This is a genomic window from Micromonospora sp. DT228, assembly GCF_049841595.1.
Taxonomy (GTDB): Bacteria; Actinomycetota; Actinomycetes; order Mycobacteriales; family Micromonosporaceae; genus Micromonospora.
In genome coordinates this window covers 267340-291464 of the sequence record NZ_JBNCKO010000003.1, presented here as the reverse complement: position 1 = coordinate 291464, position 24125 = coordinate 267340, and the positions used below count along the sequence as shown (strand labels likewise).

Genomic DNA, 24125 nt, shown 5'->3' with positions numbered 1-24125 from the left:
GTGGTCACCGAGGCGATGTTGCGGACCTGGCTGGTCAGGTTCGACGCCATCGAGTTGACGTTGTCGGTCAGATCGCGCCACGTACCGCTGACGCCCTTGACCTGGGCCTGACCGCCCAGGTTGCCCTCGGTGCCCACCTCGCGCGCCACCCGGGTCACCTCGTCGGCGAACGACGAAAGCTGGTCGACCATGGTGTTGACGGTGTTCTTCAGCTCCAGGATCTCGCCCTGCGCGTCCACGGTGATCTTCTGCGACAGGTCGCCCTTCGCCACGGCGGTGGAGACCTGGGAGATGTTGCGGACCTGGCTGGTCAGGTTGCCGGCGAGCTGGTTGACGTTCTCGGTGAGGTCGCGCCAGGTGCCGGAGACTCCGCGCACCTGGGCCTGACCGCCGAGCTTGCCCTCGATGCCCACCTCACGGGCCACCCGGGTCACCTCGTCGGCGAACGACGACAACTGGTCCACCATCGTGTTGACGGTGTCCTTCAGTTCCAGGATCTCGCCCTGCGCCGCGACCGTGATCTTCTGCGACAGGTCACCACGCGCCACCGCCGTGGAGACCTGCGCGATGTTGCGGACCTGAGCGGTCAGGTTCGACGCCATCGAGTTGACGCTGTCGGTCAGGTCCTTCCAGGTGCCGGCTACGTTCGGCACCTCGGCCTGGCCGCCCAACTTGCCCTCGGTGCCCACCTCACGGGCCACCCGGGTCACCTGCTCGGCGAAGAGCCGCAGCGTGTCGGTGAGGTAGTTCATCGTGGCGGCCAACTCGGCGACCTCACCGCGCGCGCCGACCGTGATCTTCTGCGACAGGTCGCCCTTGGCCACCGCCGTCGCCACCTGCGAGATCGACCGCACCTGGCCGGTCAGGTTCGACGCCATGGTGTTCACCGAGTCGGTGAGGTCCTTCCAGGTGCCGGCGACGCCCCGCACGTCGGCCTGGCCACCCAACTTGCCCTCGGTGCCCACCTCACGGGCCACCCGGGTCACCTCGTTCGAGAACGAGGAGAGCTGGTCCACCATCGTGTTGACGGTGCGCCCGATGCGCAGGTACTCACCGCGCAGCGGCCGGCCGTCGATCTCCAGCGCCATGTGCTGGGACAGGTCGCCGTCGGCGACCGCCACGATGACCCGGGCGATCTCGGTGGTCGGTCGGCCCAGGTCGTCGATCAGCGAGTTGATCGCCCGCTGCCCCTCCGCCCAGGAGCCGTCCAGCCCCTCGTCGTCGAGCCGCTCGGTGAGCCGACCGTCACGACCGACGATCCGGCTGATCCGCCGCAGGTCCAGATACTGCCGCTCCTGGAGCGAGACCACCTCGTTGAAGGCGTCCGCCACCTCACCGGCCGCGCCCGCGCGGCGGGGAAGCCGGACCTTCAGGTCGCCGCGACCGATCCGTCGCAGTGCCTCGGTCAACTCACCGAGGAGCGCCTCGTGGTCGGGCGCGGACGGATCCGCCACCGACTGCTTCGCCGTGGTCATCATTCCTCGCTCCACTCGGGGGCTGCCGGTCCGTGCGGACACACCGGCACCCCATATTGTGCCCGCGCGCGCCGTAGTGCCAGGGTGCGCGACCCGCCAGGTGACCCCGACCGCCATCTGATCCGCCCGATCGGTGCGAGGCCGGCGCGCGACCTCGCACACCTCGCAGAACGGCCCGAACACGCCGCACCGTGGCGTTCACCCCTCCCCCTCTGATGGTGGGAAAAGGGGCGCGCAACTGATGATCGGCTTGGCACCCGATGGGGCGACGGTGGAGGATACGAGGGTGTCAGCCGAGGCGGGGCCCGCGACGGCCGGGGCCCGGGATGGGGCGACCCGGCGCGTCCGCCTGCCCGCCGACCGCCGTACGCCGGCCGCCGCCCGCGCCGTCGTCCGCTCGGTGTTGACCGAGTCACACCTGGACGAACTGGTCAACGAGGCCCTGCTGCTCACCACCGAGCTGACCACGAACGCCGTCGAGCACGCCCGCACCGAGTTGGACATCGAGGTCGTCGCCGACCAGGTCGGGCTGACCGTCACGGTCTCCGACTTCGCCCCCGGCTCCGGCGACGAGCTGACCGTCGGCGCCCGCAACGACTCCACCGAGATCGACGAGGTCTCCGAACGGGGCCGAGGCCTGCTCCTGGTCGACCACTTCGCCAGCCGCTGGGGCACCACGTACCTGCCCACCGGCAAGGGCGTCTGGTTCCGGCTGGACCGCCCCGGCGCCGACCCGCAGACCGAGGGCAGCGGTGGCGACCCTCGGATGAGCACCGACAAATCCGCGCCGAGCGCCAGCGCGATGAGCGAACTCATGCAAACCGCCCCCGACCTGTACGCGGACGACCCGCTGCCCGACTTCGCCACCAGCCTGCTCAGCCGGGTCGCCGAGATGGTGGGAGCGGCCGGCGGCACGATCCGCCTGGACCGGGGCGACGGACAGGGGCGCCAGGTGTTGGCCCACTTCGGTCGGCCACCCCGCCCCGGCAGTGAGCTGCTCCGGGTGCCGCTGACGGTGCACCGCCCGTACGCCGGGGAGTTGGAGCTGGACGCCGCGCCGTCGGCGTACGCCCGGCCGTTGGCGGTGCTCACCGCCGAGCGGCTGTCGCTACATCTGGAGAACGACAGGCTGCGCCGGGCCGACGTCCGCCGGCAGGTGTGGTTGACGTTCCTGGCCGAGGCGAGCGAACTGCTCGCCCAGTCGTTGGACGTCGACCTGACAATGGCCCTGGTCCCGCAGTTGGTGGTCCCCCGGCTCGGCCAGTGGTGCGCGGTGCACACCGCCGACGAGTGGGGCCGGCTCCGGCTGGCGGCGGCCAGCCACGCCGACGAGTCGATGCTGCCGCAACTGCACAAGGTGCTGGCCGAGACCGGGCCGGACTCCATCCAGGCTCGCCTACGCGAGGCGTCCCGCAGCGCCGCGCAGATCCCCCTCGGCGGGCCGATGGAGGGTTTCGCGGTCCCGCTGATCGCGCGAGGGCAGCGGCTCGGGACCCTGGCGGTGGGCCGGCACCAGCGGCACCGGCACGACCCGGACGAGGTGGCCGTCCTTGAGGACGTGGCCCGGCGGGCCGCGCTGGCCATCGAGAACGCCCGGATCCACGCCGAGCGGCGCCGCGTGGCGCAGACGCTTCAGCAGTCCCTGCTGCCGCCGGTGCTGCCGCTCGTGGACGGGATCGGCTTCGCCGCCGAGTACGTCCCGACCGGCGACGACGCCGAGGTGGGGGGCGACTTCTACGACGTGGTGCCGCTGCCCGACGGGCGTTGGCTGGTGGTGATCGGTGACGTCTCGGGCAAGGGCGTCCAGGCCGCCGCGGTGACCGGGCTGGTCCGGGACGTGATCCGGGTGCTTGTCGGCGACGGCAAACCCTTACCGGAGGCGTTGGCGCGGCTCAACGAGACGCTTGTCGAGCGGGGTGGCGGACGATACTGCACGTTGGCGCTGGCGGCGGTCGGGCTGGGCCCGGGCGACCAGTTGGACGTGTCGCTGCATCTGGCCGGGCACGACCAGCCGGTGCTGCTGGCCGGTGCGGGTGGCGCGGGTTTCGTCGGCACCAGCGGCACCGCGCTCGGCCTGCTCGACACGATCACCTCGCCAACGGCGAAGATCACGCTCGCGCCGGGCGACTCGCTGATCTTCTACACCGATGGCGTCACCGAACGGCGGCGCGGCCGGGAGCTGTTCGGCACCGACCGCCTGCGGGACGCGGCCGCGCCCCTGGCCGGCTACTCGGCCGACGTGGTGGCCGCCAGGCTGCGCTCCGCCGCGATCAACTTCTCGGTCGAGCCGCCCCGGGACGACATCGCCATCCTGGTGCTCCGCAACGACGCGACCTGAGCGGCACGCGCGGCCCACGGTTCCCGGGTCGGGTCGGTACATTGACGGCCATGTCGAGTATCGCGCAGGACACGTCGTACTCCCGGCCAGCGGTGCACGCCCTCGTCGGCGCGCAACTGGCGGCAGTTGGCGGGTTCCTCGCCGTGCTGGCGCTCTACCTGGGTCGGATGGCGACCGCCGGCGTCGGCCCGGCCGAGATGCTGACCGGCGCGTACGACCCGAAGGACATGCTGTCCTACTGGCTGCACGCCGTGCTGACGACGCTCTACCTGGCGGGGGCGGTGCTCGGGCCGCCACTGGCGGTCGTCGCGGTGATCAGGGCAGTCCGAGAGCGCGAGACTCTCCCCCGGGTAACCCGGGCGCTGCTGCTGGCCGGCGCGGCGGGCACCCTGCTGGTGCTGGTGGTGCGGTTCGCCCCGCCACTGCTGGACATGCACACGTGGTGGATGGACTGACCGACCCGGGCGGGTCTCACAGACCGCCGGGCAGGCGCCCTGGAGCGAGCCGGTGGTCCGGATCGAGGTGCTCCTTGGCCGCCCGCAGTTGGGCCAGGCCGGCCAACTCGCCCCAGAGGTCGACGGCCTGGCGGACCGCCGCCGGAGCGGAGACCACCACACAGCGGCCCTGCCGGGCCAGCAGCACCCCCCGGACGGCGGCCAGGATGGACGCCACCCGGTCGGGGGCCAACGCTCCGGGCAGTGCCGCGTGCACCACACCCAGCCCGGCGGACCCGCGCACCGGCACCGGCGCGCCGGCCGCGTCGCGGAGCGCGTAGACGGCGGCGTGCAGGTCGCCGATCGGCACCTCCAGGCGCAGCGCCGTGTCGCCGGGCGCGAACGGGTAGCGACGCCACCACGTCGGCGCGGAGTGGGCGATTGTCGCCTCGCCGTGCAGCAGGCCGACAAGTCGCTCGGCGCGCTCGGTGACGTCGGCCGGGCCACCCTCCAGCAGCACCACAAGGCTGCCCGCCCGGGACGGGACACCGGACCGCCCGGACATCGACGGGTGGCGCTCCCGAGCTGTCGCGGACGGATGGCCGGGCGGGTACGGCGAACGTGGTCGGAGGGTGGCTCCCGGCAGGTCCAGCTCGACGGCCGCCGGCTCCAGCCGGGCGGCGAGGATCTGCCGGATCAGGTCGTGCACCTCCAGCGGCGTCCACACCGGGCGCGACACCCAGAGCCGGCTCGCCGGCATCGGCTGCACCCGCAGGCTCGCCGACACCAGCACACCAAGCGCGCCCTGGGAGCCGCAGAGCAGCCGGGCCAGGTCGAGACCCGGCGCACCGCCCCCGGCGCTCACCAACTCACCGTCGGCGGAGAGGTAACGGACAGCGAGCAGCTGGTCGCAGGGGCTGCCGTGGCGGTGACGCAGCGGACCGGCCTCACCGGCGGCGAGCACCCCGCCGAGGGTCGCGCCGGGTGACGGGGCGTCCATCGCCAGCCGTTGCCCGGTGCGCTCCAGCGTGGTCTGCACCGCTCGCAGCGGTGTGCCGGCCCCCACCTCGGCCACCGGCGCGCCAACCGGCTCGTGACCGATGCCGGCCAGCCGGCCGGTGTCGAGCATGATGTCGACCTGCACGGGCGTGGCGCCCCAGTCGATCTTCGTGCCGGCCCCCCGGGGAACCACCGCCAGGTCGTGCGCGGCAGCCAACCGCAGCACCTCGGCGGCGGCGGCCGGACCGCCTGGCACCGCCACCCAGCGTGCCCGCCGACCCGCCACCTCGTCGGCCGCACCGCCGAGCCGCGAGAACGGCGGACCGCAGATCGCCGCAAGTCGTCGGGTGATCTCGAGAGCGCCGGACCGGCCGAGGGAACTCGCTGCTGCCGCCATGCCGGCCATCGTACATGTGTTCTAAAGCCGTGGTGGCGCTGATCGGGATGCCGTTGGTACGGCTCGCCGCCGGCGCCGACCGGTAACGTGGCCGCCGTGACCACCGAGACTGCCCCGCCCGCGGCGAAGCGGGTGCCCAGCGAGCGCAGGCACCACGGCGACACAGTCGTCGACGAGTACGCCTGGCTCGCCGCCAAGGACGACCCGGAGACGATCGCCTACCTGACCGCCGAGAACGAGTACACCGACGCGCGCACGGCGCACCTGGCCGCGCTGCGCGAGGACCTGTTCGAGGAGACCCGCCGACGCACCAGGGAAACCGACCTGTCCGTGCCGAGCCGCAAGGGCGGGCACTGGTACTACACCCGCACCGTCGAGGGTCAGCAGTACGGGGTGCAGTGCCGGCGCGCGGTACGCGACGGCGAGATCGAGCCCCCGGTCAGCACGGACGGCGCCCCGCTCGACGGTGAGGAGGTGCTGCTCGACGGCAACCTGCTCGCCGAGGGGCACGACTTCTTCTCGCTCGGCGCGTTCGACGTCAGCTCGGACGGCCGCTGGTTGGCCTACTCCACCGACTTCTCCGGCGACGAGCGGTTCACCCTGCGCGTGAAGGACCTGACCACCGGCGAGGTGCTGCCGGACGAGGTGCCGGACACGTTCTACGGCACCGCCTGGTCGGCCGACGCGTCGGTGCTGTTCTACGTGACCGTGGACGACGCCTGGCGTCCCAACCGGGTCTGGCGGCACACCGTCGGATCCCCCGCCGGCGACGACGTGGTGGTCCACCAGGAGGACGACGAGCGGTTCTGGGTGGGCGTGGAGCTGACCCGGTCGGAGAAGTTCATCCTGATCGACGTCCACAGCAAGGTGACAAGCGAAGTCCTGGTGATCCCCGCCGGCAACCCGACCGGCGCGCCGGCCGTCATCGCCCCCCGCCGGCAGGGTGTCGAATACGCGGTGGAGCACCACGGCCACCGTTTCCTGATCCTGCACAACGACGGCGCGGAGGACTTCGCGCTGGCGTTCACCTCGGCGGACACGCCGGGCGACTGGGTGCCGGTTATCGCACACACCCCCGGCACCCGGCTGGAAGCCGTGGACGCCTTCGCCAACCACCTGGTCGTGTCACTGCGCACCGACGGGCTCACCGGGCTGCGGGTGTTGCCGGTGGGCAGCGACGACTCGTACGACATCGACTTTCCCGAGCCGCTGTACAGCGTCGGCCTCGACGCCAACCCGGAGTACCGCACCGGACAGGTTCGCCTGCGCTACTCCTCGCTCGTCACGCCCGACTCGATCTACGACTACGACCTGGTCACCCGGCAGATGGTGCTGCGCAAGCAGAAGCCGGTGCTGCCCGGCCCGGACGGACGACCGTACGACCCGGCCGAGTACGAGCAGCACCGTGACTGGGCACTCGCCGACGACGGCACCCGCGTGCCGATCTCGCTTGTCTGCCGGGTCGGCACCCCCCGGGACGGCTCGGCGCCCTGCGAGTTGTACGGCTACGGCTCGTACGAGGCCAGCATGGACCCGTGGTTCTCGGTGGCCCGGTTGTCGCTGCTGGACCGGGGCGTGGTCTTCGCGGTGGCGCACACCCGCGGCGGCGGGGAGATGGGCCGACGCTGGTACGACCAGGGCAAGCTGCTGGCCAAGAAGAACACCTTCACCGACTTCGTCGCCTGCGCCCGACACCTGGTCAAGGCTGGCTGGACGGCAAGCGACCGCCTGGTCGCCCGCGGAGCCTCGGCCGGCGGCCTGCTGATGGGCGCGGTGGCCAACCTGGCACCCGACGCGTTCACCGGCATCGTCGCGCAGGTGCCGTTCGTGGACGCGCTCACGTCGATCCTCGACCCGTCGCTGCCACTGACCGTCACCGAGTGGGAGGAGTGGGGCAACCCACTTGAGGACCCCGAGGTGTACGCGTACATGAAGTCCTACACGCCGTACGAGAACATCGCGGCGGTGGACTACCCGGCGATCCTCGCGGTGACAAGCCTCAACGACACGCGGGTGCTCTACTCGGAGCCGGCGAAGTGGATCGCCCGGCTGCGGGCGGTCGCCCCGAACGGCGACTACCTACTCAAGACCGAGATGGGCGCCGGGCACGGCGGCCCGAGCGGTCGCTACGACTCCTGGCGGGAGGAGGCGTTCATCAACGCCTGGATCCTGGACCGCATCGGTCGCGCCTGATCCCGGCGAGCGTGATCGCGCTCGATCGTGGAAGTAGTGCCCTCGGGCGTCGGGGAGGCCACTACATCCTTGATCGAGCGCGATCATGGGGGTCCGCGCGAAAGCCGGATGGCGGGCGCCGCGCGGTCTGGTGTTGCGGGGTCGGCGCGGGTGTCGGGCCTAGACTTCCGGGGTGACCGGGGCTACGGATGGTGACGGCGGGGCCGCCGAGGACGTCCGCCGGCCGCGCGTGGCGGCGTTGGCGCGGGATCGTCGGGTCTGGCTGATCCTCGCCGTGGTCGCCGGCCTCCTGGTCTGCTGCTGCTCGGCGGTGATCGGCGCGGTTGTGGCGCTCTCCTCCGGCCTGCTCACCGCCTGACCTGGCCGCACTACTCGCGCCCCGTCCACGATCGACTCGGCTTCCTGGAAATCGGGCCTTCCTGGCGGGCCTGATGCCCCGACATCCTGAAGGCCGAGTCGATCACAGCGAGCCCGGCGGAAACGCGGCTCACGTCGTGCGAGGTTCGTCCAGGGCAGCGCCGGCGGGCCAGGTGGGGATGCGGCCGGTCTGGGTCAGCAGGTGGGCCAGGTCGGGGGTGGGGGTCCCGGTTGCGGGGCTCGACACCGGCTCGGCGAAGACGCCCATCTTGCGGGCCGTCGGGCCCAACTGCTCGACCAGCCCGTGCAGCTCGGCCACCACCTCCGGGGCCGGCTGGTACGCCTGACCGGTGGCGACGGCGAGGTCCCAACCGTGCACGGTCAGGTCCAGCAGAGCCATGCCGCCGATGACGGACTGCGGCATGCCCATGCCCGGCGACACACCCTCCAGAGTCGACGGATCCGACCAGGCGGCGATCAACTTGTCGGTCTCCGTCTGGAACCGGTCCCGCCAGCCGTCGGTCAGGTGGTCGGGCTTCTCGGCCCATTCCACAGGCCGTTTGACGGCCAGGTCCTGGAAGTTGACCACCACCTCGAACAGGTGGTTGAGCAGATCGCGGACCAGGTAGTCGCGGCACGGGGTGGGCAGATCGAACTGGTCGTCGGCGATGCCGCGCACCACGTCGACGGTTCGCGGCGCGGCAGCCGCCAGCAGGTCGCTAGTCTGAGTGGTCATAGGGCCAGCGTATGAGGGTGGTCTTGAATAAATGCGACACCGACCGCGTGGCGACAGCCGGGGGATTCTCGACCCTGGGCGCATGCTGCGCGCGGTGCGGTTCCGTCGGCGTCTGCCGGTGGAGTCGCTGCGCCCCTGGGTGGAGCACTACTGGCTGATCGACTGGACGTTGAGCGCACCGTTCGAGCAGCGTGTCGTGCCGCATCCGGCGGTGAACGTGGTGTTCCGGCGCGACAGTGACGGACCGGAGTCCGGCGAGGTGGCCGGGGTGGGCAACGACCTGTTCCGGATCACGCTCACCGGCACCGGACGGGTCTGCGGGGTGCAGTTCCGTCCCGGCGGGTTCCACTCGTTCTGGCGTCGGCCGGTCAGCGAACTGACCGGCCGCCGGGTGCCGCTGCCCGCGGGCCGGCTGGCGGCACCCCACGAGGTGGTGTGCGCGGCCACCGACGACGAGCGCTGCCGCGCGTTGGACGCCCTGCTCACCGCCTGGAGCCCGGAGCCGGACCCGATGGCCGAGGAGGCCGTCCGGCTGGCCGAGGCGATCCGCGCCGACCGGACGGTGCTGCGGGTCGACGACTTCTCCGCGCGGCACGACGTTCCGGTTCGCCGGTTGCAGCGGCTCTTCACGGAGTACGTGGGGGTCGGGCCGAAGTGGGTGATCCGCCGCTACCGCCTCCAGGAGGCCGTCGAACAGGCCGCTGGTGGCCCGCTGAGCTGGGCGGATCTCGCCGCCGACCTCGGCTACAGCGATCAGGCCCACCTGGTCCGCGACTTTACCGCCGTGGCCGGGGTGTCACCGGCCGCGTACGCCCGCTCGGTGCGCTGAAGCACGCCAGCACCGCAGGAAGCCCCAGCAGCGCAGGAAAGCCGGCCAGCACCGCAGGAAAGCACGCCAGCGCTGGCTCAGCGGCGGCGCAGGACGACCACGGCGACGTCGTCCTGGATCTCCGGTGGGGCCAGCTCCACCAGCAGCCGGGCGCAGAACCGGTCCAGGTCGTCGTCGACAGTGGCGCAGACCGCCGCGAGCGCGGCCAGCCCTTCGTCGATTGTCGCGTCCCGTCGTTCGATCAATCCGTCGGTGTAGAACACGAGCGTGGCGCCGGCCGGCAGCACGAACTCCAGGTCGGCCGGGCGCGGCGCGCGGACGCCGAGCAGCGGCGCGGAGTGCTGCACGAACTCGACCTTGCCGCCCAGGTTGAGCACCGGCGGAAGGTGCCCGGCGCTGGCCAGCCGGACCCGCCCGGTCGGCGGGTGCAGCAGCAGTACGCAGAGCGTCGCCAGTTCGTTCGGCAGCAGTGTCCGCATCAGCTCGTTGACCCGGTGCAGGATCTCGCCGGGCTGGTGCCCCTCCACGGCGTACGCCCGCACCGCGTGTCGCAGCTCGGCCATCACTGTCGCCGCGTGCAGCGAGTGGCCGGCCACGTCGCCGATCGCCAGCAGCAGGTGCCCGTCGAGCATCACGAGCTCGTAGAAGTCGCCGCCCACCTCGGTCTGCGCGCTGGCCGGCTCGTAACGCACCGCGAGGTCCAGTCCGGCGACCGTGGGCAGCCCGCGCGGGAGCAGGCTGCGTTGGAGGGTGACCGCGATCCGGTGCTCCTCGTCGAAGGAGCGCTGCCCCTCCACGGCCGCCGCCACCGCCTGGGCCAGTTGCTTGAGCACCGGAGTTCGAGCGGTCTGGGTGGCGGTCGGGACCACCACGTACAGCGGGGCGCGATCCTCCCGCAGCCGGGCGGCGGCGACCGTCACCGTGTCGTCCGCCGGCCAGTCGACCAGGGCCCAGTTCGCCGGGGTCTCCACCCGAACGGTGGCGCCGGTCGGCACTCCGGTGTCGTCGACGACCCACGGCACCACCTCGGCCGAGGCGCCGGGACCGGCGCAGATCCCCGCGAGACAGTCACCGTCGAACGTCTCGGCGATCACCGCCGCCGGGCTCTTGAAGATCAGGGCGGCCCCCTCCGCGGCGGCCTCCAGCAGGCGTGCGAAGGTCGGCGCGGCGTGCACCGCCACCGTCGTGTCGGCCAGCCCGAGCAGGCGCTCGGCGAGCAGTTCGGCGCGCTGCCGGGCCTGGTAGTAGCGCAGCACCGCCCGCGTGGTGGCGATCAGCTCTTCCGGCTCGATCGGCTCGGTCAGGTACGCGTCCGCGCCCCGGGTCAGCCCCTGGGCTCGGTCGGCCACGTCCACGGCGTGCGCCGACACGTGGATCACCGGCATCGCCGGATGACGGGCCTTGATCTGTTCGCAGACCTCGTACCCGCTCAGGTCGGGCAGCCGGACGTCGAGGACCACCAGGTCGATCCGGTCCACCTCGACCCGCGCCAACGCCTCGGCGCCGTTCTCGGCTTCGAGCACCGTGAACCCGGCCCGGGTCAGCCAGCTGACCAGCAGGTAACGCTTGGTACGACTGTCATCGACCACCAGGATGGTCGTCGGCACGCCGTCCACGCCGTCACGCCTCCCCGGCGGGCAGGGAGACAGTGAATGTGCTGCCCCGACCCGGCTCGCTGGTCAGCTCCAGCGTCCCACCGAGCAGCGTCACCAACCGCCGGGCGTACGGCAGGCCGAGGCCGGTGCCGCCGACCCGGGTGGCGCCGGGCACCTGGTAGAACTCCTCGAAGATCCGGTCGTGCAGCTCGGCGGCGATGCCGGGGCCGGTGTCACTGACCTCGAAGCACCACCTGTCGCCGTGCCCGCGGACCCGCAGTCGCACCTCGCCCCGCTCGGTGAACTTCAGCCCGTTGTGCAGCAGGTTGCGCAGCACCTGGCCGAGCAGCACCTCGTCGGTGCGCAGCGTGGCCGGCGCGGTCGGCTCCTCCACCACCAGCTCCACCCCCGGGCGGGTGGCGAGGGCGCGCATCGTGCCGCGCAGTTGACCGAAGACCGGGCGCAGGTCGACGTCCGCCCAGTCCGGCTCGATCCGGCCGGACTCCGCCTTGGCGAGGTCCAGCAGCTCGTTCACCAGATTGAGCAGGTCCGCCGCCGACGAGCGGATCAGCTCGACCTGGCGATCCTGCTCCTCGGTGAGCGGGTCGGAGGCGGAGTCGGTGAGCAGCCGCCCCAGCCCGATGATCGCGGTGACCGGGGCGCGCAGCTCGTGGCTGACGTTTGCCAGGAACCGGCTCTTCGACTCGCTCGCGGCGCGCAGTTGCGCGGACTTCTCGTCCAGCTCGGCGTAGAGGGCGACGACGCCCCGGTTGGTCTCCTCCAACTCCTCGGTGAGCTGGTTGTAGAGCGCCAGCACACCCCTGTTGGTCTCGGCCAGCTCCTCGTTCAGCACGGCCAGCTCGTCGCGCTGACTGCGCACCTCGTCGAGCGCGGCGATGAGCTGCCCGTTCTGCACAGTCAACTCGTCCAGCGCGCTGGCCGGCGCGGTACGGCCGAGTTCCGTACGGAACTCGGCGAGCCGCTCCGGGGTCGGCGTCGGCGCGTTGGCCGGAACTCGTCGGGACATCCGTACGACCGTAACCCCCTCGACGGTCGACACGCTCAGTCTGTCGACCAGTCGGGACACCGCGCCGGACTGGGGCCGGTAGTCACCGTTGGGAAGCGCGGTCACCGGGGCCAGGTCGGCGCGCAGGTGGAAGCGGCCGTCAGCGCCCGCGTCGACGTGGAAGGAGACGTCCGCACCACCGGTGGTGTGCAGCAGGTCCCGGGCCACTTCGCTGAGCGCGGTGGCGATCCGCACCTGGTCCTGGCGTTCGAGGCCGACCACCGCGGCCACCTCACGGCCGCGTTGGCGGATCACGAAGATGTCCTGCTCGACCCGCAGCGCCATCTGCAGCAACGGCAGCGCCGGCTCGCCGGTCATGCCCAGGACCTCGCGACCAGTACGCAGGCGTCGTCACGTCGTACACCCGCGTCGCGCAGGAGGGTCGCGGCCATCACCAGCGGAGATCGTTCCGCCAGACCCGGGTAGTCGGTCAACCGCCAGCGGTCGACCACCCCGTCGCTGTGCATCACCAGTCGGGCGCCCGGTGCGAGCGGGTAGTCGTACTCCCGGATTGTCGGCCGTTGGTGGCCGGCGATGCCGGGCAGTGACACCAGCCCTCGGCGGCGACCGTCACCTTCGACGACCACGCCGGAGATGTTACCGAGCCCGGCGTAGCGCAGCATGCCGGCCGCCGGCGCCAGCTCGGCGACCGCGAGCGCGGCGCCCCGGGTGTGCGACATGCTCCGGTGCAGGTGGGCCACCACCGCCGCCGGTGGTCCGGCCGGGGCGTTCCGGAACGCGGCGAGCGCCGCGTCGGTGGCGGCGCCGGCCAGCGGGCCGTGCCCGAGCCCGTCGCTGACAAGCACCTGGTGCCGCCCGTCGGCGATCCGGACGGCGTACCCGTCGCCGCTCACCGTCTCGCCGGTCAGCGGTCGGGTGAGGGCGCCGGCCCAGGACGACTCAGCCGCCTCCACCGGCCAGATCTGCACGGCGAGGACGGTGCCCCGGCCGGGCAGCGAGTATCCGTCGAACCAGCTGGCCTGCCGGACGATGGCGCCCAGACCGATGCCGAGAGTGCCGGTGGTGGAGTGCCCGTCCTGTGACGAGACGGTCAGGTCAGCCATGCCGGGGCCGGAGTCGATCGCGATCAACTCCACGCCGGCCTCCCCGGCCCGGCGTACCGGCCGGAGCAGCAGGACGCCGTCGTCGGCGTGCTTGACCAGGTTGCTGGTCAGCTCGGCGGCGACGATGGCCAGGTCGGCGATGCGGGCCGCACTCAACTCCACCTGCGCGCCGAGGCGTTCGGCGGCCCGCCGCACGGCGCTCGCCGTGCTGCTGGCCTCCACCCGGAACCAGATGCCGCTGTCGGTGACCGTGTCCGAGTTCACCGGGACCACTTGGTGACCGTGATCCGCGTGCCTGACCCAGGGGATGTCTCGATCTCGAATTCGTCGACGAGTCGGCGGGACCCGCTGAGGCCGAGGCCGAGGCCACCGCCGCTGGTGTAGCCGTCGGTCATGGCCAGATCGAGGTCGGCGATGCCCGGCCCGGAGTCGGCGAAGACGATCCGGACTCCCTTACGTCGGCCGTTGTCCACAGTCGTCACCTCGACCGAGCCGCCACCGCCGTACACCAGGGTGTTGCGGGCCAATTCGCTGGCCGCGGTGACCACCTTGGTCTGGTCGACGAGGGACAGCTTGACGGCCACCGCCACGCTGCGGACCAACTGCCGGACCCGCACCACGTCCTCGTCGCTGCGGACCGACTGCGCCTGCGGCTGGCCCAGGTCGATGTCCGCGGTCACGTCGTGGCCGTCTCGGCGTCCGGATCGTCGTCGAGCTGGTAGTCGAGCTCGTCGGCGTGGGCCGCCGCGATCAGCTCCATGCCACGCTCGACGTTCAGCGCGGTACGGATGCCGTTGAGTGAGAGCCCCAGTTCGACAAGGGTGATGGCGACGGCGGGGCGCATCCCGACCACCACCGTTTCCGCGTCGAGCACCTTGGAGATCGACGCGATGGTGGAGAGCATCCGCCCGACGAAGGAGTCGACGATGTCCAGCGCGGTGATGTCGATGATGACGCCGTGGCAGCCGGTGTCCACGATCCGCTCGGCGAGATCCTCCTGGAGCTGGACCGCCGTCTGGTCGGACATGTCGAGCTGGATGGAGACGAGCAGGATGTCGCCGATCTTGAGGATCGGCACCCGTTCCATCAGACGCCCCGACGTGGCTGCTGGCGGCGGGCGGTCTCCACCCCGGTGAGCCGCAGTACGTGACGCAGCGCGTCGGCGAGGCTCGCCTTGGTGGCGATGTCACCGAACTCGATGCCGAGCGCCACGATGGTCTGCGCGATCTGCGGGCGGATGCCGGAGATGATGCAGTCGGCGCCCATCAGCCGGGCGGCCACCACGGTCTTCAGGATGTGCTGGGCGACCTGGGTGTCCACCGCCGGGACGCCGGTGATGTCGATGATCGCGTACGGGGAGCCGGTGTCGACGAGGGTCTGCAGCAGCCGCTCCATCACGACCTGGGCCCGCGCCGAGTCGAGGGTGCCGACCAGCGGGACGGCCACCACGCCCTCCCAGAGCTTGACCACGGGCGTGGAGAGTTCGAGCAGCTGCTCGGCCTGGTCGGCGATCAGGCTCTCCCGGGTGCGGACGAAGCTCTCGAAGGTGAACAGGCCCATCTCGTCGACAAGCTTCGAGAAGGCGACGAAGTCGTGCAGCGCGTTGGGGCCGCCGGCCTCCTGCACCAGCTCGGCCAGCACGTCCTTGAGCGCGAAGATGCTGACCGTGGTCTCGGTGGCGGAGAAGCCCTGCCGGGCCCGGCCACGGGACAGCTCGGTGAGCGCGGCGCGCAGCTCGGCGGCACTGTCGGCCGACAGATCGATGTCGCCGCCCTGCTCGCCGGCGGCGACGAGGACGCGGTGCAGGTCCTGGACCTGCCGGCGCAGCTCGGCCTGGCTCAGCCGGCCACGCAACGAACTGGTGACGATCTCGGTCCACCGAGACGTGACCCGTTCGGCCTGCCCGCTGAGCAGCGCGGCGAGCCGACCACTCTCTTCGGTGCTCAACGCCATTTGGAACCCCCTTGACCTGGACCGGGCGGACTCTATCACCGGGGTCTGATCAACTACTTGCCCCGTAGCAACGGAATGACGACGGCCATCGGGTCCCGGCTCCCGTTCTGCGTACGACCCCGGTCGTGGGATACCGTTCCCCCGATAACAGGAGGTCTGGCAAATGTCCTTGACGGTGCACACGGAACAGCGCGGCGACGTGGTCGTCGTGTCGGTCGCGGGCGAGCTGGACATGGCCACCGCACCGCAGTTGCAGGACCAGATCACCGACCTGCTCGACAAGGGTCGTAACCGGCTGGTGTTCGACCTGGCGGACGTCTCGTTCTGCGACTCGACCGGTCTGTCGGTCTTCGTCCGCGCCAAGAACAGCTGCGACGAGGCCGGCGGCGTGGTGCGTCTGGCCGCCCCGCAGCGGGGTGTGTTGCGCATCCTCGAGGTGAGCGGGCTGGTCGAGGTGCTGCACACCTACCCGACGGTGGACGAGGCAGTCGCCGGCGAGCCGACGCCGGCCTCATCCTGAGCTCTGCCGTCCGTCACTCGTCCTCGACGTAGCGGGGACGAGCGATGGCCATGCCCGCTGCCGTCTGCACGGCGAGCGCGCCCAGCAGGAACCCGAGCGGCGCGGTCCAGCCGCCGGTGACCTCGTAGAGGATGCCGACCATCAGCGGGCCGAGCGCGGCGATCACGTACCCGGTGCTCTGCGCGAACGCGGAGAGCGCGACGGTCCCCTCGGCGGTGCGGGCGCGTAGACCGATGGCGGTCAGGATCATCGGGAACGCGCCCTGGCCGATCGCCAGGAGCGCGACCCAGAGCAGCGCGGCACCTCGCGGGGCGAACGCCAACCCCAGGTAGGCGAGCGTCGACGCGGTGGTCAGCCCGAGCACAAGCGGACGCAGGTTGCCCATCCGACCGGCCACGGTGGGCATCAGCAGCGCGATCGGCACGCCCAGCGCGGTCACCCCGGCGAGCAGCAGTCCGGCCGACTCCGGGTGGTAGCCGGCGTCCCGGAACAACTGGGCCAGCCAGCCCATGATCGCGTACCCGCTGAGGGACTGCGCCCCGAAGTAGACGGCCATCGCCCAGCCGAGCCGGGTCCGTGCCGGTCGGACACGCACCGGCGTGGCGACGGCCGCCGTCGGGGTCGAGCGCCGCGCGCCCGCCCGGGTCCGCAGCGCGAGTGGCACCCACGGGAGTACGGCCACCGCGGCCATCACGGCCCAGGCCCCCAGCCCGGCCCGCCACGAGCCGAAGGCGTGCGCGATCGGCACCGCGGTGGCCGCGGCCACCGTCGTGCCGACTGTCAACGCCATCGTGTACGCCCCGGTGACCAGCCCGGTCCGGTGCGGGAAGTGTTGCTTGACAAGCATCGGCAGCAGGATGTTGGCGACCGCGATGCCGGCCAGCGCCAGGGCGCTGGTGAGCACGAAGATCCAGGCCGAGTCGGTGGTGGCCCGGAGCACCTGGCCGGCGGCGAGGGCGACCATGGCGACCACAAGCACCCGGGCCGGTGCCACCCGGCGGACCAGCCACGGGGTGAGCGCGCCGAGGCCGGCGAACGCGATGGTCGGCAGGGTGGTGACCAGACCGGCCATGGTGCCGGAGAGCCCCAGCCCGGCGCGGACCTCGTCGAGCAGGGCGCCGACGCTTGTCACCGTGGCGCGCAGGTTGAGCGCGATGAGCAGCATCCCGACCAGCACGAGCGCGCCACCGGTCGCCGGGTGCGTCCGTCGGCCCGCACCGGTGTCGCGCGTCGGGGGTGGGTCGACGAGGACGGGAGCGGGCGGCGCCGGAGCGGCGGTGGGTGGCGGGGTCATGACCACTAACCTACAATCATGGGATGAATTTTGGGCCGGTGATGTAACCAGTGCCACCGTCTGGCGATTCCCCCTCCGCACCGCAGGTGCCGCCCCGCGGCCAGCCCGCCGTGCCACCCCGTGACCAGCCCGCCGTGCCACCCCGGGGCCACCGGGTCCGGCAGACCATCGAGCAGCTCCGCGCCCGGATCCTCGGCGGCGAGTGGCCCGTTGGCGGGCGCATCCCCACCGAGCCGCAACTCGTCGCCGCGCTGGGCGTGGGGCGCAACACCGTCCGGGAGGCCGTCCGCGCCCTGGTGCACGCCGGGGTGCTGGAGTGCCGGCAGGGCTCCGGCACGTACGTGGTGTCCACCGACGAGCTGGCCCCGGTGGTCGCCCGTCACCTCGGCGACGACCGGATGACCGAGGTCATCGAGGTGCGGCGCGCCTTCGAGGTGGAGGCCGCCCGGCTCGCCGCGCTGCGGCGTACCCCGGAGGACCTGGCGGCGCTCGACGGCGTGCTGGCCGAGCGCGAGGCCGCCTGGCGCGGCGGCCGGGTCGACGCGTTCGTCGAGGCCGACGCGGCCCTGCACACCGCGGTGGTCGCCGCCGCGCACAACGCCATGCTCGCCGAGCTGTACGCCTCGGTCGGCACCGCCCTGCGCAGCACTGTCGCCCAGGCGATGGGTGGCGCGCTCACCCCGGAGCGCTACGTCGACCACACCCGGCTGGTCGAGGCGATCCGGGACGGCGATCCGGACCGGGCGGCGATCGAAGCCGGCGCTTTTCTGGAACCCGCCGAACGGGCATAGGTTGTGCCCGACAGAAAAGCGGACACCTCGGGAGTACGGATGCTCAAGGGTTTCAAAGACTTCATCATGCGCGGCAACGTCGTCGACCTGGCGGTCGGTGTCGTGATCGGCGCCGCGTTCACAGGCGTGGTCACCGCCCTCACGACCTCGTTCCTCAAGCCGATCATCAAGCTGGTTGGCGGCGGAGACGATCAGTTCGCTGGCCAGTGGAGGATCAGCAAGGACAACTACATGGACTGGGCGGGATTCATCAACGCCCTGATCACGTTCCTGCTCACGGCCGCGGTGCTCTACTTCTTCGTGGTGTACCCGATGAACAAGCTGGCCGAGCGGCGGCGTCGGGGCGAGGAGCCGCCGCCCGCGGCGCCGAGCGAGGAGGTCAAGCTGCTCACCGAGATCCGGGACGCGCTGGTCTCCGCCGGCCACACCACCCCCGGTCAGCAGCGTGGGGCGCTTGACGACGTGCTGGGCCGCCGCCCCGAGCCGCCGACGCAGCGCTGACCCGAACGGATGCACATCGGCCCCTGCGGGATTCCCGCAGGGGCCGCACCTTCTCGTACGTGTGTTCGATAGAGTCCCGCCATGGAGCAGCGGAAGCACTTGTGGAACGGGAAGTGGGGGCGGCTGGCCCGACGGGATGTCTTCCTCCGGGTGGACGCCGACCGGTGGCACGTCGAGCAGCGGGCCGGCGGGGCCGAGGGCATCTCCCGGTTCTACGAGTACGGCAGTGCGGACGAGGCCGAGGACACCGTCCGGGCGCTCATCGAGGGTCCGGACACCTGGCGGGAGCTGTCCCCCCGCCCGCCCGGCGGCTGGACCCTCCCGAACGGCTGAGCAGCCAGGCGGCCTGATGCTCCGGCCCAGCCGGGGGTCCCACCGCCTCCGCGCGGAGCGGGCGGGCGTTTAGCGGCGCGCCGCGCTGGGAACCGCAGCGGGATGGACCAGCAGGACGAGCAGCAGGCGACCATCGCACGGATCACCACCGGGATGCCGGTGATCGACTCAGCCGGCACCGAGGTCGGGACCGTGGACCTCGTCCAGCGGGGTGACCCGAACGCGGTGACCGTCCAGACACCCACCGCCGACCCGGGCAGCAGCCTGGACGAGCTGATCGAGGCGACCGCGGTCGAGGAGCCGGACGTCCCGGCCGATCTGGCGGCGCGGCTGCTGCACAGCGGCTATCTGAAGGTCTCGACCGACCTGACCCGCACCGGCGCGGTCTACGTGCCGGCCGACCGGATCGGGTCGGTGGCCGACGGCCGGGTGCTCCTGGCCGTGGGCGTGGCCGACCTGCCGCCCGAGGAGTAGCCCCACCGCCCTGATCGACCCCGGGTTCACGGAAATCGGGGCGTCCGGAGCCTCGGGACAGCACGACTTCATGAAACCCGAGTGGATCTCCCCTCCGCCGCGGGGGCGGGCTGGTCCGGTGCCGTGCGGGTGGGCTGGTCGGGCGAAGGCGGGGCCTGTGGGCGGCGGTGGAAGAGCAGCAGCATCAGGCAGCCCGCGATCAGACCCCAGAACGCCCCGCCCACGCCGATCAGGGTCACCCCGGAGGCGGTCACCACGAAGGTGACCACGGCGGCCTCCCGGGTCGCCGGTTCGGTCACCGCCGCGGCGAGCGCGGTGGCGAGGGCGCCCAGGAGGGCCAGCCCGGCCACCGCCTCGATGAGGATCGGCGGGGCGACCGCGACCAGCGCGGTTGCCACGCCCGCACCGAGGCCGAGCAGGGCGAGCCCCGCACCCGCGGTGACCGAGGCGACCCAGCGGCGCTCCGGGTCCGGATGGGCGTCCGGGCCGGCGGCCAGCGCGGCGGTGATCGCCGCGAGGTTCACCGCGTGCCCACCGGCCGGTGCGGCGAGCAGGCTGGCCAGGCCGGTGGCTCGCAGCGCGGCGCCGAACGGCGGCCGGTAGCCGTAGCCGGCCAGCACCGCCATGCCGGGAACGTTCTGTGCGGCCATGGTGACCAGGAACAGCGGTAGCGCGAGGCCGACAAGCGCCGACGCGTCCCAGGCCGGCGCGGTCAGGGTGATCGACGGGGCCAGCGCGGCGCCGGCCAGTCCGGCCGGCGGCGCGGTCAGCGCGATCGCGACCACCGCCACCAGCAACGCGCCGGGCACCGCCCAGCGGCGGGCGAACCGGTGCAGCAGCAGCCAGCCGATCACCACCGGACCCGCCACCAGGGGCAGCTCCACAAGTGCGCGGACCGGGGCCGTGCACAACGGGAGCAGCACCCCGGCGAGCATCGCGCCGGCCACCGGCTTGGGGATGGCGGCCACCGCACGGCCGAGTGGCGGAAACAGTCCGGCCGCCACGATCAGCGCACCGGAGACGAGGAAGGCGCCCACCGCGACCGGCCAACCGCCAGGCGGCGCGCCGGTGGCCACCAGCAGCGCCGCGCCCGGCGTTGACCAGGCCACGCTCATCGGTATCCGGTGCCGCCAGCCCAGCCAGGCCGCCGCGAGCCCGCACGCCACGCAGAGGGCGAGCAGGCCGGAGGCGGCCTGTGCGTCCGACGCGCCGGCCGCCCGGAGCCCGGCCAGCACGACTGTGAACGAGCTGGCGAAGCCGACCAGGGCGGTCACCACGCCGGCCAACACCGGTTGGACGCGTCCGGCCATGTCCACCCTTCCGGATTGTTCCGTTTACGGAACAACAGTGTGTAGCACGATAGCCGGGTGCCGCAGCCACCACCAGCCCGCCGCCCCGGCCTCGACGTGGATCCCGCCGTCGTCGGCCGCCGCGTCCGCGCCCTGCGCGAGGAGCGGGGGATCTCGCTGTCCACCCTGGCCCGGCTCGCCGGCGTCGGAAAGGCCACCCTCTCCGGCCTGGAGCACGGCACCCGCAACCCGACCCTGGAGACGCTCTGGGCGGTCACCGCGCAGCTCGGCGTACCGTTCACCGCCCTGCTGGCCGAGCCGACCGCCGGGCCCACCGCACAGGGCACCGCGGTCACCGCCACGCTGCTGGAGGTGTTCACCGACACCGACGCGACCTACGAGCTGTACCGGATGCGGGTCGCGCCCGGCCCCGGGCAGGTCTCCCCCGCCCACCAGCCCGGCGTCACCGAGCACGTCACCGTCTTCGCCGGGGTGCTGCGCGCCGGTCCGACCGACGCGCCGCTGACCGCGCCTGCCGGTGGTCACCTCCGCTGGGTGTCCGACGTCCCGCACAGCTACGCGGCGGTGGGAGACGAGGAGGTCGCCGCCAGCCTCCTGCTGCGCTACCCGCGACGCTGAGGCCCGGCCGATCGGTCACGCACCGTTGGGTTCGTCGACGAAAATCGCAATCATTTCTCGACGCACGCAGGAGGCGTAGAGACGAAGGCGGGGTGTTCTTGGCAAGCTTGACCCCATGACGCTGATCCTCCGCTCGGTCATCCTCAACGACATCGGCCTGGTCCGCACCAACAACGAGGACTCCGCCCTCGCCGGTGACCGCCTGATCGCCGTCGCCGACGGCATGGGCGGGCTGCCCGCGGGCGAGGTGGCGAGCGAGATCGTGATCCGGATCCTGGACGAGCTGACCCCGCCCACCGACCCCGACGGCGCCGCCGACGCCCTGCGTGCCGTGGTCAGCACCGCCAACCAGCGCATCCACGCCGCCATCACCGTCGACCCGAGCCGCGACGGGATGGGCACCACGCTCACCGCGGCGCTGCTGGCCGGCGAGACGCTGGTCCTGGCCCAGGTCGGCGACTCCCGCTGCTACCTGTTGCGCGACGGGGAGCTGACCCAGCTCACCCGGGACGACACGTTCGTCCAGGCCCTGGTCGACCAGGGCACCCTCGCCCCGGAGCAGGCCCGCCACCACCCGCAGCGGTCCCTGGTGACCCGGGCCGTGCAGGGCGCCGACACGCCACCGGCGGTCGGTGTGCTCACCGTGGTCCCCGGCGACCGGCTGTTGCTGTGCAGCGACGGGCTCTCCGACTACGTCGAGGACGACGCCATCGCGGCGACGCTTGGCATGTACGCCGACCGCCAGCAGTGTGGCGAGCAGTTGGTGAAGCTCGCGCACCACGCCGGCGCACCTGACAACGTCACGGTCGTGGTCTCCGACGTCGTCGCCCGCTGACCGGGACGGCTCCCTCGGCGGCTCGCCCGAACCAACCGGTTCGGGTACCGCCGGCCATAGTAGGTAGTTGTGCCATCTAGCTTGCACCGCTACTGTCCGACGCGTGGATTCCGACAGGCGCGGGCAGTGGCTGCGGGGGGTGCTCGACATCTGCGTGCTGGCCCTGCTGGCCGACCGCGAGTCCTACGGCTACCAGCTCGCCCAGGCGCTCGACGCCGCGGGCATGGGGCCCATCCAGGGCGGCACGCTCTATCCCGTGCTGCTGCGCCTGCAGAAGACCGGCCTGGTGACCGCGCGGTGGCGGGAGGGCAGCGCCGGTCCGGCCCGCAAGTACTACCGGCTCACCGACGACGGGTACGCGGCACTCCGCGCGGGCGGCAGCGCCTGGCTCACCTTCGTCCAGCCGGTGAACGACATCGTCACGAAGGGGGTCACCCGGTGAACGCCGACGATTGGCTGCGAACGCTCACCGCCGAGCTGCACCAGCGCCGGGTCGCGGCGGACGCCGCCCGGCACGTAGTCGCCGAGGCGGCCACACACCTGCGCGAGGGTGGTGGCGACCCCTGGGTCGTCTTCGGCCCACCCCAGCAGTACGCGGGCGCGGTCGTGGAGAGCATCGGCACCGCGCCCGGACCACGCCCCGGACCGGTCCGGCTGCACGCCGAGGGCATCACCAAGCGGTACGGGCGACAGACGGTGCTGCGCGACGCCACGCTCACCGTCCGGGCCGGACAGATCGCCGCCGTCGTCGGGGCGAACGGCTGCGGCAAGAGCACCTTCCTGCGGATCTGCGCCGGCCTGATGTCACCCGACGCCGGCGAGGTGACCGTCTCCGGCCGGCTCGGCTACTGCCCGCAGTCCGGCGGCACCGCCGACTTCCTGCTCGCCGACGAACACTTCGTGCTCGTCGGCGCCGGTCGGGGCGTGGCCCGCGGGCCGGCGCGCCGGGCCGGTCGGGCGGCGGCGCGGCAGCTCGGCTGGGAGGCCGGCGGGGACGTGCAGGCCCGCCACCTGTCCGGCGGCACCCGGCAGAAGCTCAACCTGACCATGTCCACCCTCAGCGCCCCCGACGTGCTGCTGCTCGACGAGCCGTACCAGGGCTTCGACCAGGGCACCTACGTCAACCTCTGGGACCAGCTCAGTCGGTTGCGCGACGGCGGCGCGGCCATCGTGGTGGTGACCCACCTGCTCAACCAACTCGACCGGGTGGACCTCGTGCTCGACCTGACCCCGACGCAGGAGGCCGGGTGGCACACGCCACGTGTCCAGGGAGGCCGCCGGTGAACCGGCTCGTCGTCGTCGCCGAGATGACCCTGCGGGAGCTGCTGCGGCGTCGGGGCGTACTCCTGCTGTTGTTGTCGATGCCGTTGACCTTCTACCTGATCCGGCGGGACGCCTACCTCGGGCAGTCGGTTCGCTCGCTGCTGCTGGGCGTGGGCTGGGCGGTGAGCACCGCCGCGCTGTTCGCCACCACCGCGGCCCGCGAGTTGGAGCCGAGGCTGCGGCTGGCCGGCTACCGGCCACACCATCTCTACCTCGGCCGGGTGCTCGGTCTGTGGACGGTGGGGCTGGTCATCTCCGTGCCGTTCTTCCTGCTCCCCATGCTCGACGGCGCGGACCTGCGGTACGGCGGCCTGGCCGCCGCGCTGCTCTGCTCCGTCGCGGTGGCGGCGCCGTTCGGGATGCTGATCGGCGCGCTGCTGCCCCGCGAGATGGAGGGGACGCTGCTGCTGCTCACCGTGGTGACGGTGCAGATGTTGATCGACCCGGCCGGGTCCGGGGCCAAGCTGACGCCGTTCTGGTCGACCCGGGAGATCGCCACCTGGGCGGTGGACCACACCGACCAGGGCTACCTGTCCCGTGGCGTGCTGCACGGGCTCGCCGTCACCGCCCTGCTCGTCGTCGGTGTGGCCGCAGTGGTCAACATCCGCCTGCGCCGCCGCCGGCACCTGCGACACCTCCCGGTCGGATGACCGGCGCGGATACCGCGAATCCGGTTGCCGGGGCCAGCAC

At 72.3% G+C, this 24125-nt stretch carries 26 protein-coding genes; 15 read left to right on the top strand and 11 right to left on the bottom strand.

Translation table 11 applies throughout. The features are described from left to right. A partial coding sequence (locus ACLQ29_RS08105) for a HAMP domain-containing protein (protein ID WP_425771015.1) occupies positions 1-1475 on the bottom strand: 1475 nt, incomplete at its 3' end. 286 nt (positions 1476-1761) lie between these two features. On the opposite strand from ACLQ29_RS08105, the gene ACLQ29_RS08100 reads away from it, so the two are divergent. Both ACLQ29_RS08100 and ACLQ29_RS08095 read left to right on the top strand, forming a co-directional pair. Next, positions 1762-3813: a SpoIIE family protein phosphatase gene (locus tag ACLQ29_RS08100; protein ID WP_425771014.1), complete on the top strand. Its 2052-nt coding sequence runs from the start codon at positions 1762-1764 to the stop codon at positions 3811-3813. 50 nt (positions 3814-3863) lie between these two features. Further along, positions 3864-4268, top strand: coding sequence for a hypothetical protein (locus ACLQ29_RS08095; RefSeq protein WP_425771013.1), 405 nt, complete (start codon positions 3864-3866; stop codon positions 4266-4268). Between the two features lie 16 nt (positions 4269-4284). Here the strand turns inward: ACLQ29_RS08095 and ACLQ29_RS08090 are convergent, their stop codons facing one another. Further along, positions 4285-5643 (bottom strand): FAD-binding oxidoreductase, encoded by a 1359-nt coding sequence (locus ACLQ29_RS08090; RefSeq protein ID WP_425771012.1) that lies wholly within the window; start codon positions 5641-5643, stop codon positions 4285-4287. A 96-nt stretch (positions 5644-5739) separates the two neighbouring features. Between ACLQ29_RS08090 and ACLQ29_RS08085 the strand changes: the two genes are divergently transcribed. Together ACLQ29_RS08085 and ACLQ29_RS08080 are read left to right on the top strand one after the other, a co-directional pair. Beyond that, on the top strand, positions 5740-7836 hold the full coding sequence (locus ACLQ29_RS08085; RefSeq protein ID WP_425771011.1) for a S9 family peptidase: 2097 nt from the start codon (positions 5740-5742) through the stop codon (positions 7834-7836). Between the two features lie 172 nt (positions 7837-8008). Continuing rightward, a complete protein-coding gene (locus tag ACLQ29_RS08080) occupies positions 8009-8194 on the top strand; it encodes a hypothetical protein (protein ID WP_425771010.1) in 186 nt (61 codons plus the stop codon). Positions 8195-8323: 129 nt separating this feature from the next. On the opposite strand, the gene ACLQ29_RS08075 is transcribed toward ACLQ29_RS08080, so the two are convergent. Next, positions 8324-8929 (bottom strand): TIGR03086 family metal-binding protein, encoded by a 606-nt coding sequence (locus tag ACLQ29_RS08075; RefSeq protein ID WP_425771009.1) that lies wholly within the window; start codon positions 8927-8929, stop codon positions 8324-8326. 82 nt (positions 8930-9011) lie between these two features. Here ACLQ29_RS08075 and ACLQ29_RS08070 point away from each other — a divergent pair, with 82 nt between their 5' ends. Continuing rightward, on the top strand, positions 9012-9758 hold the full coding sequence (locus ACLQ29_RS08070) for an AraC family transcriptional regulator (protein WP_425771008.1): 747 nt from the start codon (positions 9012-9014) through the stop codon (positions 9756-9758). A 77-nt stretch (positions 9759-9835) separates the two neighbouring features. Here ACLQ29_RS08070 and ACLQ29_RS08065 read toward each other — a convergent pair whose 3' ends face one another. Genes ACLQ29_RS08065 through ACLQ29_RS08040 form a run of 6 tightly spaced genes read right to left on the bottom strand, consistent with a single transcriptional unit; the run spans position 9836 to position 15436 of the window. Then, positions 9836-11374 carry a SpoIIE family protein phosphatase gene (locus ACLQ29_RS08065; RefSeq protein WP_425771007.1) on the bottom strand — a complete coding sequence of 513 codons (1539 nt, stop codon included), beginning with the start codon at positions 11372-11374 and terminating at the stop codon, positions 9836-9838. A gap of 4 nt (positions 11375-11378) precedes the next feature. Beyond that, entirely contained in the window at positions 11379-12737 is a 1359-nt protein-coding gene (locus ACLQ29_RS08060; RefSeq protein ID WP_425771006.1) for a sensor histidine kinase, read from the bottom strand. Continuing rightward, complete coding sequence (locus tag ACLQ29_RS08055) at positions 12734-13747, bottom strand: SpoIIE family protein phosphatase (RefSeq protein ID WP_425771005.1); 1014 nt, start codon at positions 13745-13747, stop codon at positions 12734-12736. Before ACLQ29_RS08055 ends, ACLQ29_RS08060 begins: the two co-directional genes overlap by 4 nt. Further along, a complete protein-coding gene (locus ACLQ29_RS08050) occupies positions 13744-14163 on the bottom strand; it encodes an anti-sigma regulatory factor (RefSeq protein WP_425771004.1) in 420 nt (139 codons plus the stop codon). The genes ACLQ29_RS08055 and ACLQ29_RS08050 overlap by 4 nt, the downstream gene beginning before the upstream one ends. After that, the gene (locus ACLQ29_RS08045; protein WP_393365510.1) at positions 14160-14570 is read right to left on the bottom strand and encodes an STAS domain-containing protein; all 411 of its coding nucleotides are present in this window, start codon (positions 14568-14570) and stop codon (positions 14160-14162) included. The genes ACLQ29_RS08050 and ACLQ29_RS08045 overlap by 4 nt, the downstream gene beginning before the upstream one ends. After that, positions 14570-15436, bottom strand: coding sequence for an STAS domain-containing protein (locus ACLQ29_RS08040; RefSeq protein WP_425771003.1), 867 nt, complete (start codon positions 15434-15436; stop codon positions 14570-14572). The genes ACLQ29_RS08045 and ACLQ29_RS08040 overlap by 1 nt, the downstream gene beginning before the upstream one ends. 163 nt (positions 15437-15599) lie before the next feature. Here ACLQ29_RS08040 and ACLQ29_RS08035 point away from each other — a divergent pair, with 163 nt between their 5' ends. Next, the gene (locus ACLQ29_RS08035) at positions 15600-15956 is read left to right on the top strand and encodes an STAS domain-containing protein (protein ID WP_007454464.1); all 357 of its coding nucleotides are present in this window, start codon (positions 15600-15602) and stop codon (positions 15954-15956) included. A gap of 13 nt (positions 15957-15969) precedes the next feature. On the opposite strand, the gene ACLQ29_RS08030 is transcribed toward ACLQ29_RS08035, so the two are convergent. After that, positions 15970-17250 carry an MFS transporter gene (locus tag ACLQ29_RS08030; RefSeq protein ID WP_425771002.1) on the bottom strand — a complete coding sequence of 427 codons (1281 nt, stop codon included), beginning with the start codon at positions 17248-17250 and terminating at the stop codon, positions 15970-15972. Between the two features lie 110 nt (positions 17251-17360). Here ACLQ29_RS08030 and ACLQ29_RS08025 point away from each other — a divergent pair, with 110 nt between their 5' ends. The 4 genes from ACLQ29_RS08025 to ACLQ29_RS08010 all read left to right on the top strand — a co-directional run bounded on the left by ACLQ29_RS08025 (position 17361) and on the right by ACLQ29_RS08010 (position 19349). Then, the gene (locus tag ACLQ29_RS08025; protein ID WP_425771001.1) at positions 17361-18041 is read left to right on the top strand and encodes a FadR/GntR family transcriptional regulator; all 681 of its coding nucleotides are present in this window, start codon (positions 17361-17363) and stop codon (positions 18039-18041) included. Between the two features lie 39 nt (positions 18042-18080). Next, positions 18081-18542 carry a large conductance mechanosensitive channel protein MscL gene (gene mscL, locus ACLQ29_RS08020; protein WP_425771000.1) on the top strand — a complete coding sequence of 154 codons (462 nt, stop codon included), beginning with the start codon at positions 18081-18083 and terminating at the stop codon, positions 18540-18542. Between the two features lie 81 nt (positions 18543-18623). Further along, positions 18624-18875, top strand: a complete 252-nt coding sequence (locus ACLQ29_RS08015; RefSeq protein ID WP_425770999.1) for a hypothetical protein — start codon at positions 18624-18626, stop codon at positions 18873-18875. 102 nt (positions 18876-18977) lie between these two features. After that, complete coding sequence (locus tag ACLQ29_RS08010) at positions 18978-19349, top strand: hypothetical protein (protein WP_425770998.1); 372 nt, start codon at positions 18978-18980, stop codon at positions 19347-19349. A 68-nt stretch (positions 19350-19417) separates the two neighbouring features. On the opposite strand, the gene ACLQ29_RS08005 is transcribed toward ACLQ29_RS08010, so the two are convergent. Further along, positions 19418-20659, bottom strand: a complete 1242-nt coding sequence (locus ACLQ29_RS08005) for a benzoate/H(+) symporter BenE family transporter (protein WP_425770997.1) — start codon at positions 20657-20659, stop codon at positions 19418-19420. Between the two features lie 57 nt (positions 20660-20716). Between ACLQ29_RS08005 and ACLQ29_RS08000 the strand changes: the two genes are divergently transcribed. From ACLQ29_RS08000 to ACLQ29_RS07980, 5 genes are all read left to right on the top strand, one after another. Then, complete coding sequence (locus tag ACLQ29_RS08000) at positions 20717-21277, top strand: helix-turn-helix domain-containing protein (protein ID WP_425770996.1); 561 nt, start codon at positions 20717-20719, stop codon at positions 21275-21277. Positions 21278-21392: 115 nt separating this feature from the next. After that, positions 21393-22112, top strand: coding sequence for a PP2C family protein-serine/threonine phosphatase (locus tag ACLQ29_RS07995; protein ID WP_425770995.1), 720 nt, complete (start codon positions 21393-21395; stop codon positions 22110-22112). Positions 22113-22215: 103 nt separating this feature from the next. Then, entirely contained in the window at positions 22216-22554 is a 339-nt protein-coding gene (locus ACLQ29_RS07990; protein ID WP_425770994.1) for a PadR family transcriptional regulator, read from the top strand. Then, the gene (locus tag ACLQ29_RS07985) at positions 22551-23396 is read left to right on the top strand and encodes an ATP-binding cassette domain-containing protein (protein ID WP_425770993.1); all 846 of its coding nucleotides are present in this window, start codon (positions 22551-22553) and stop codon (positions 23394-23396) included. Before ACLQ29_RS07990 ends, ACLQ29_RS07985 begins: the two co-directional genes overlap by 4 nt. After that, entirely contained in the window at positions 23393-24085 is a 693-nt protein-coding gene (locus tag ACLQ29_RS07980) for an ABC transporter permease (RefSeq protein ID WP_425770992.1), read from the top strand. Before ACLQ29_RS07985 ends, ACLQ29_RS07980 begins: the two co-directional genes overlap by 4 nt. Positions 24086-24125: the final 40 nt, after the last annotated feature.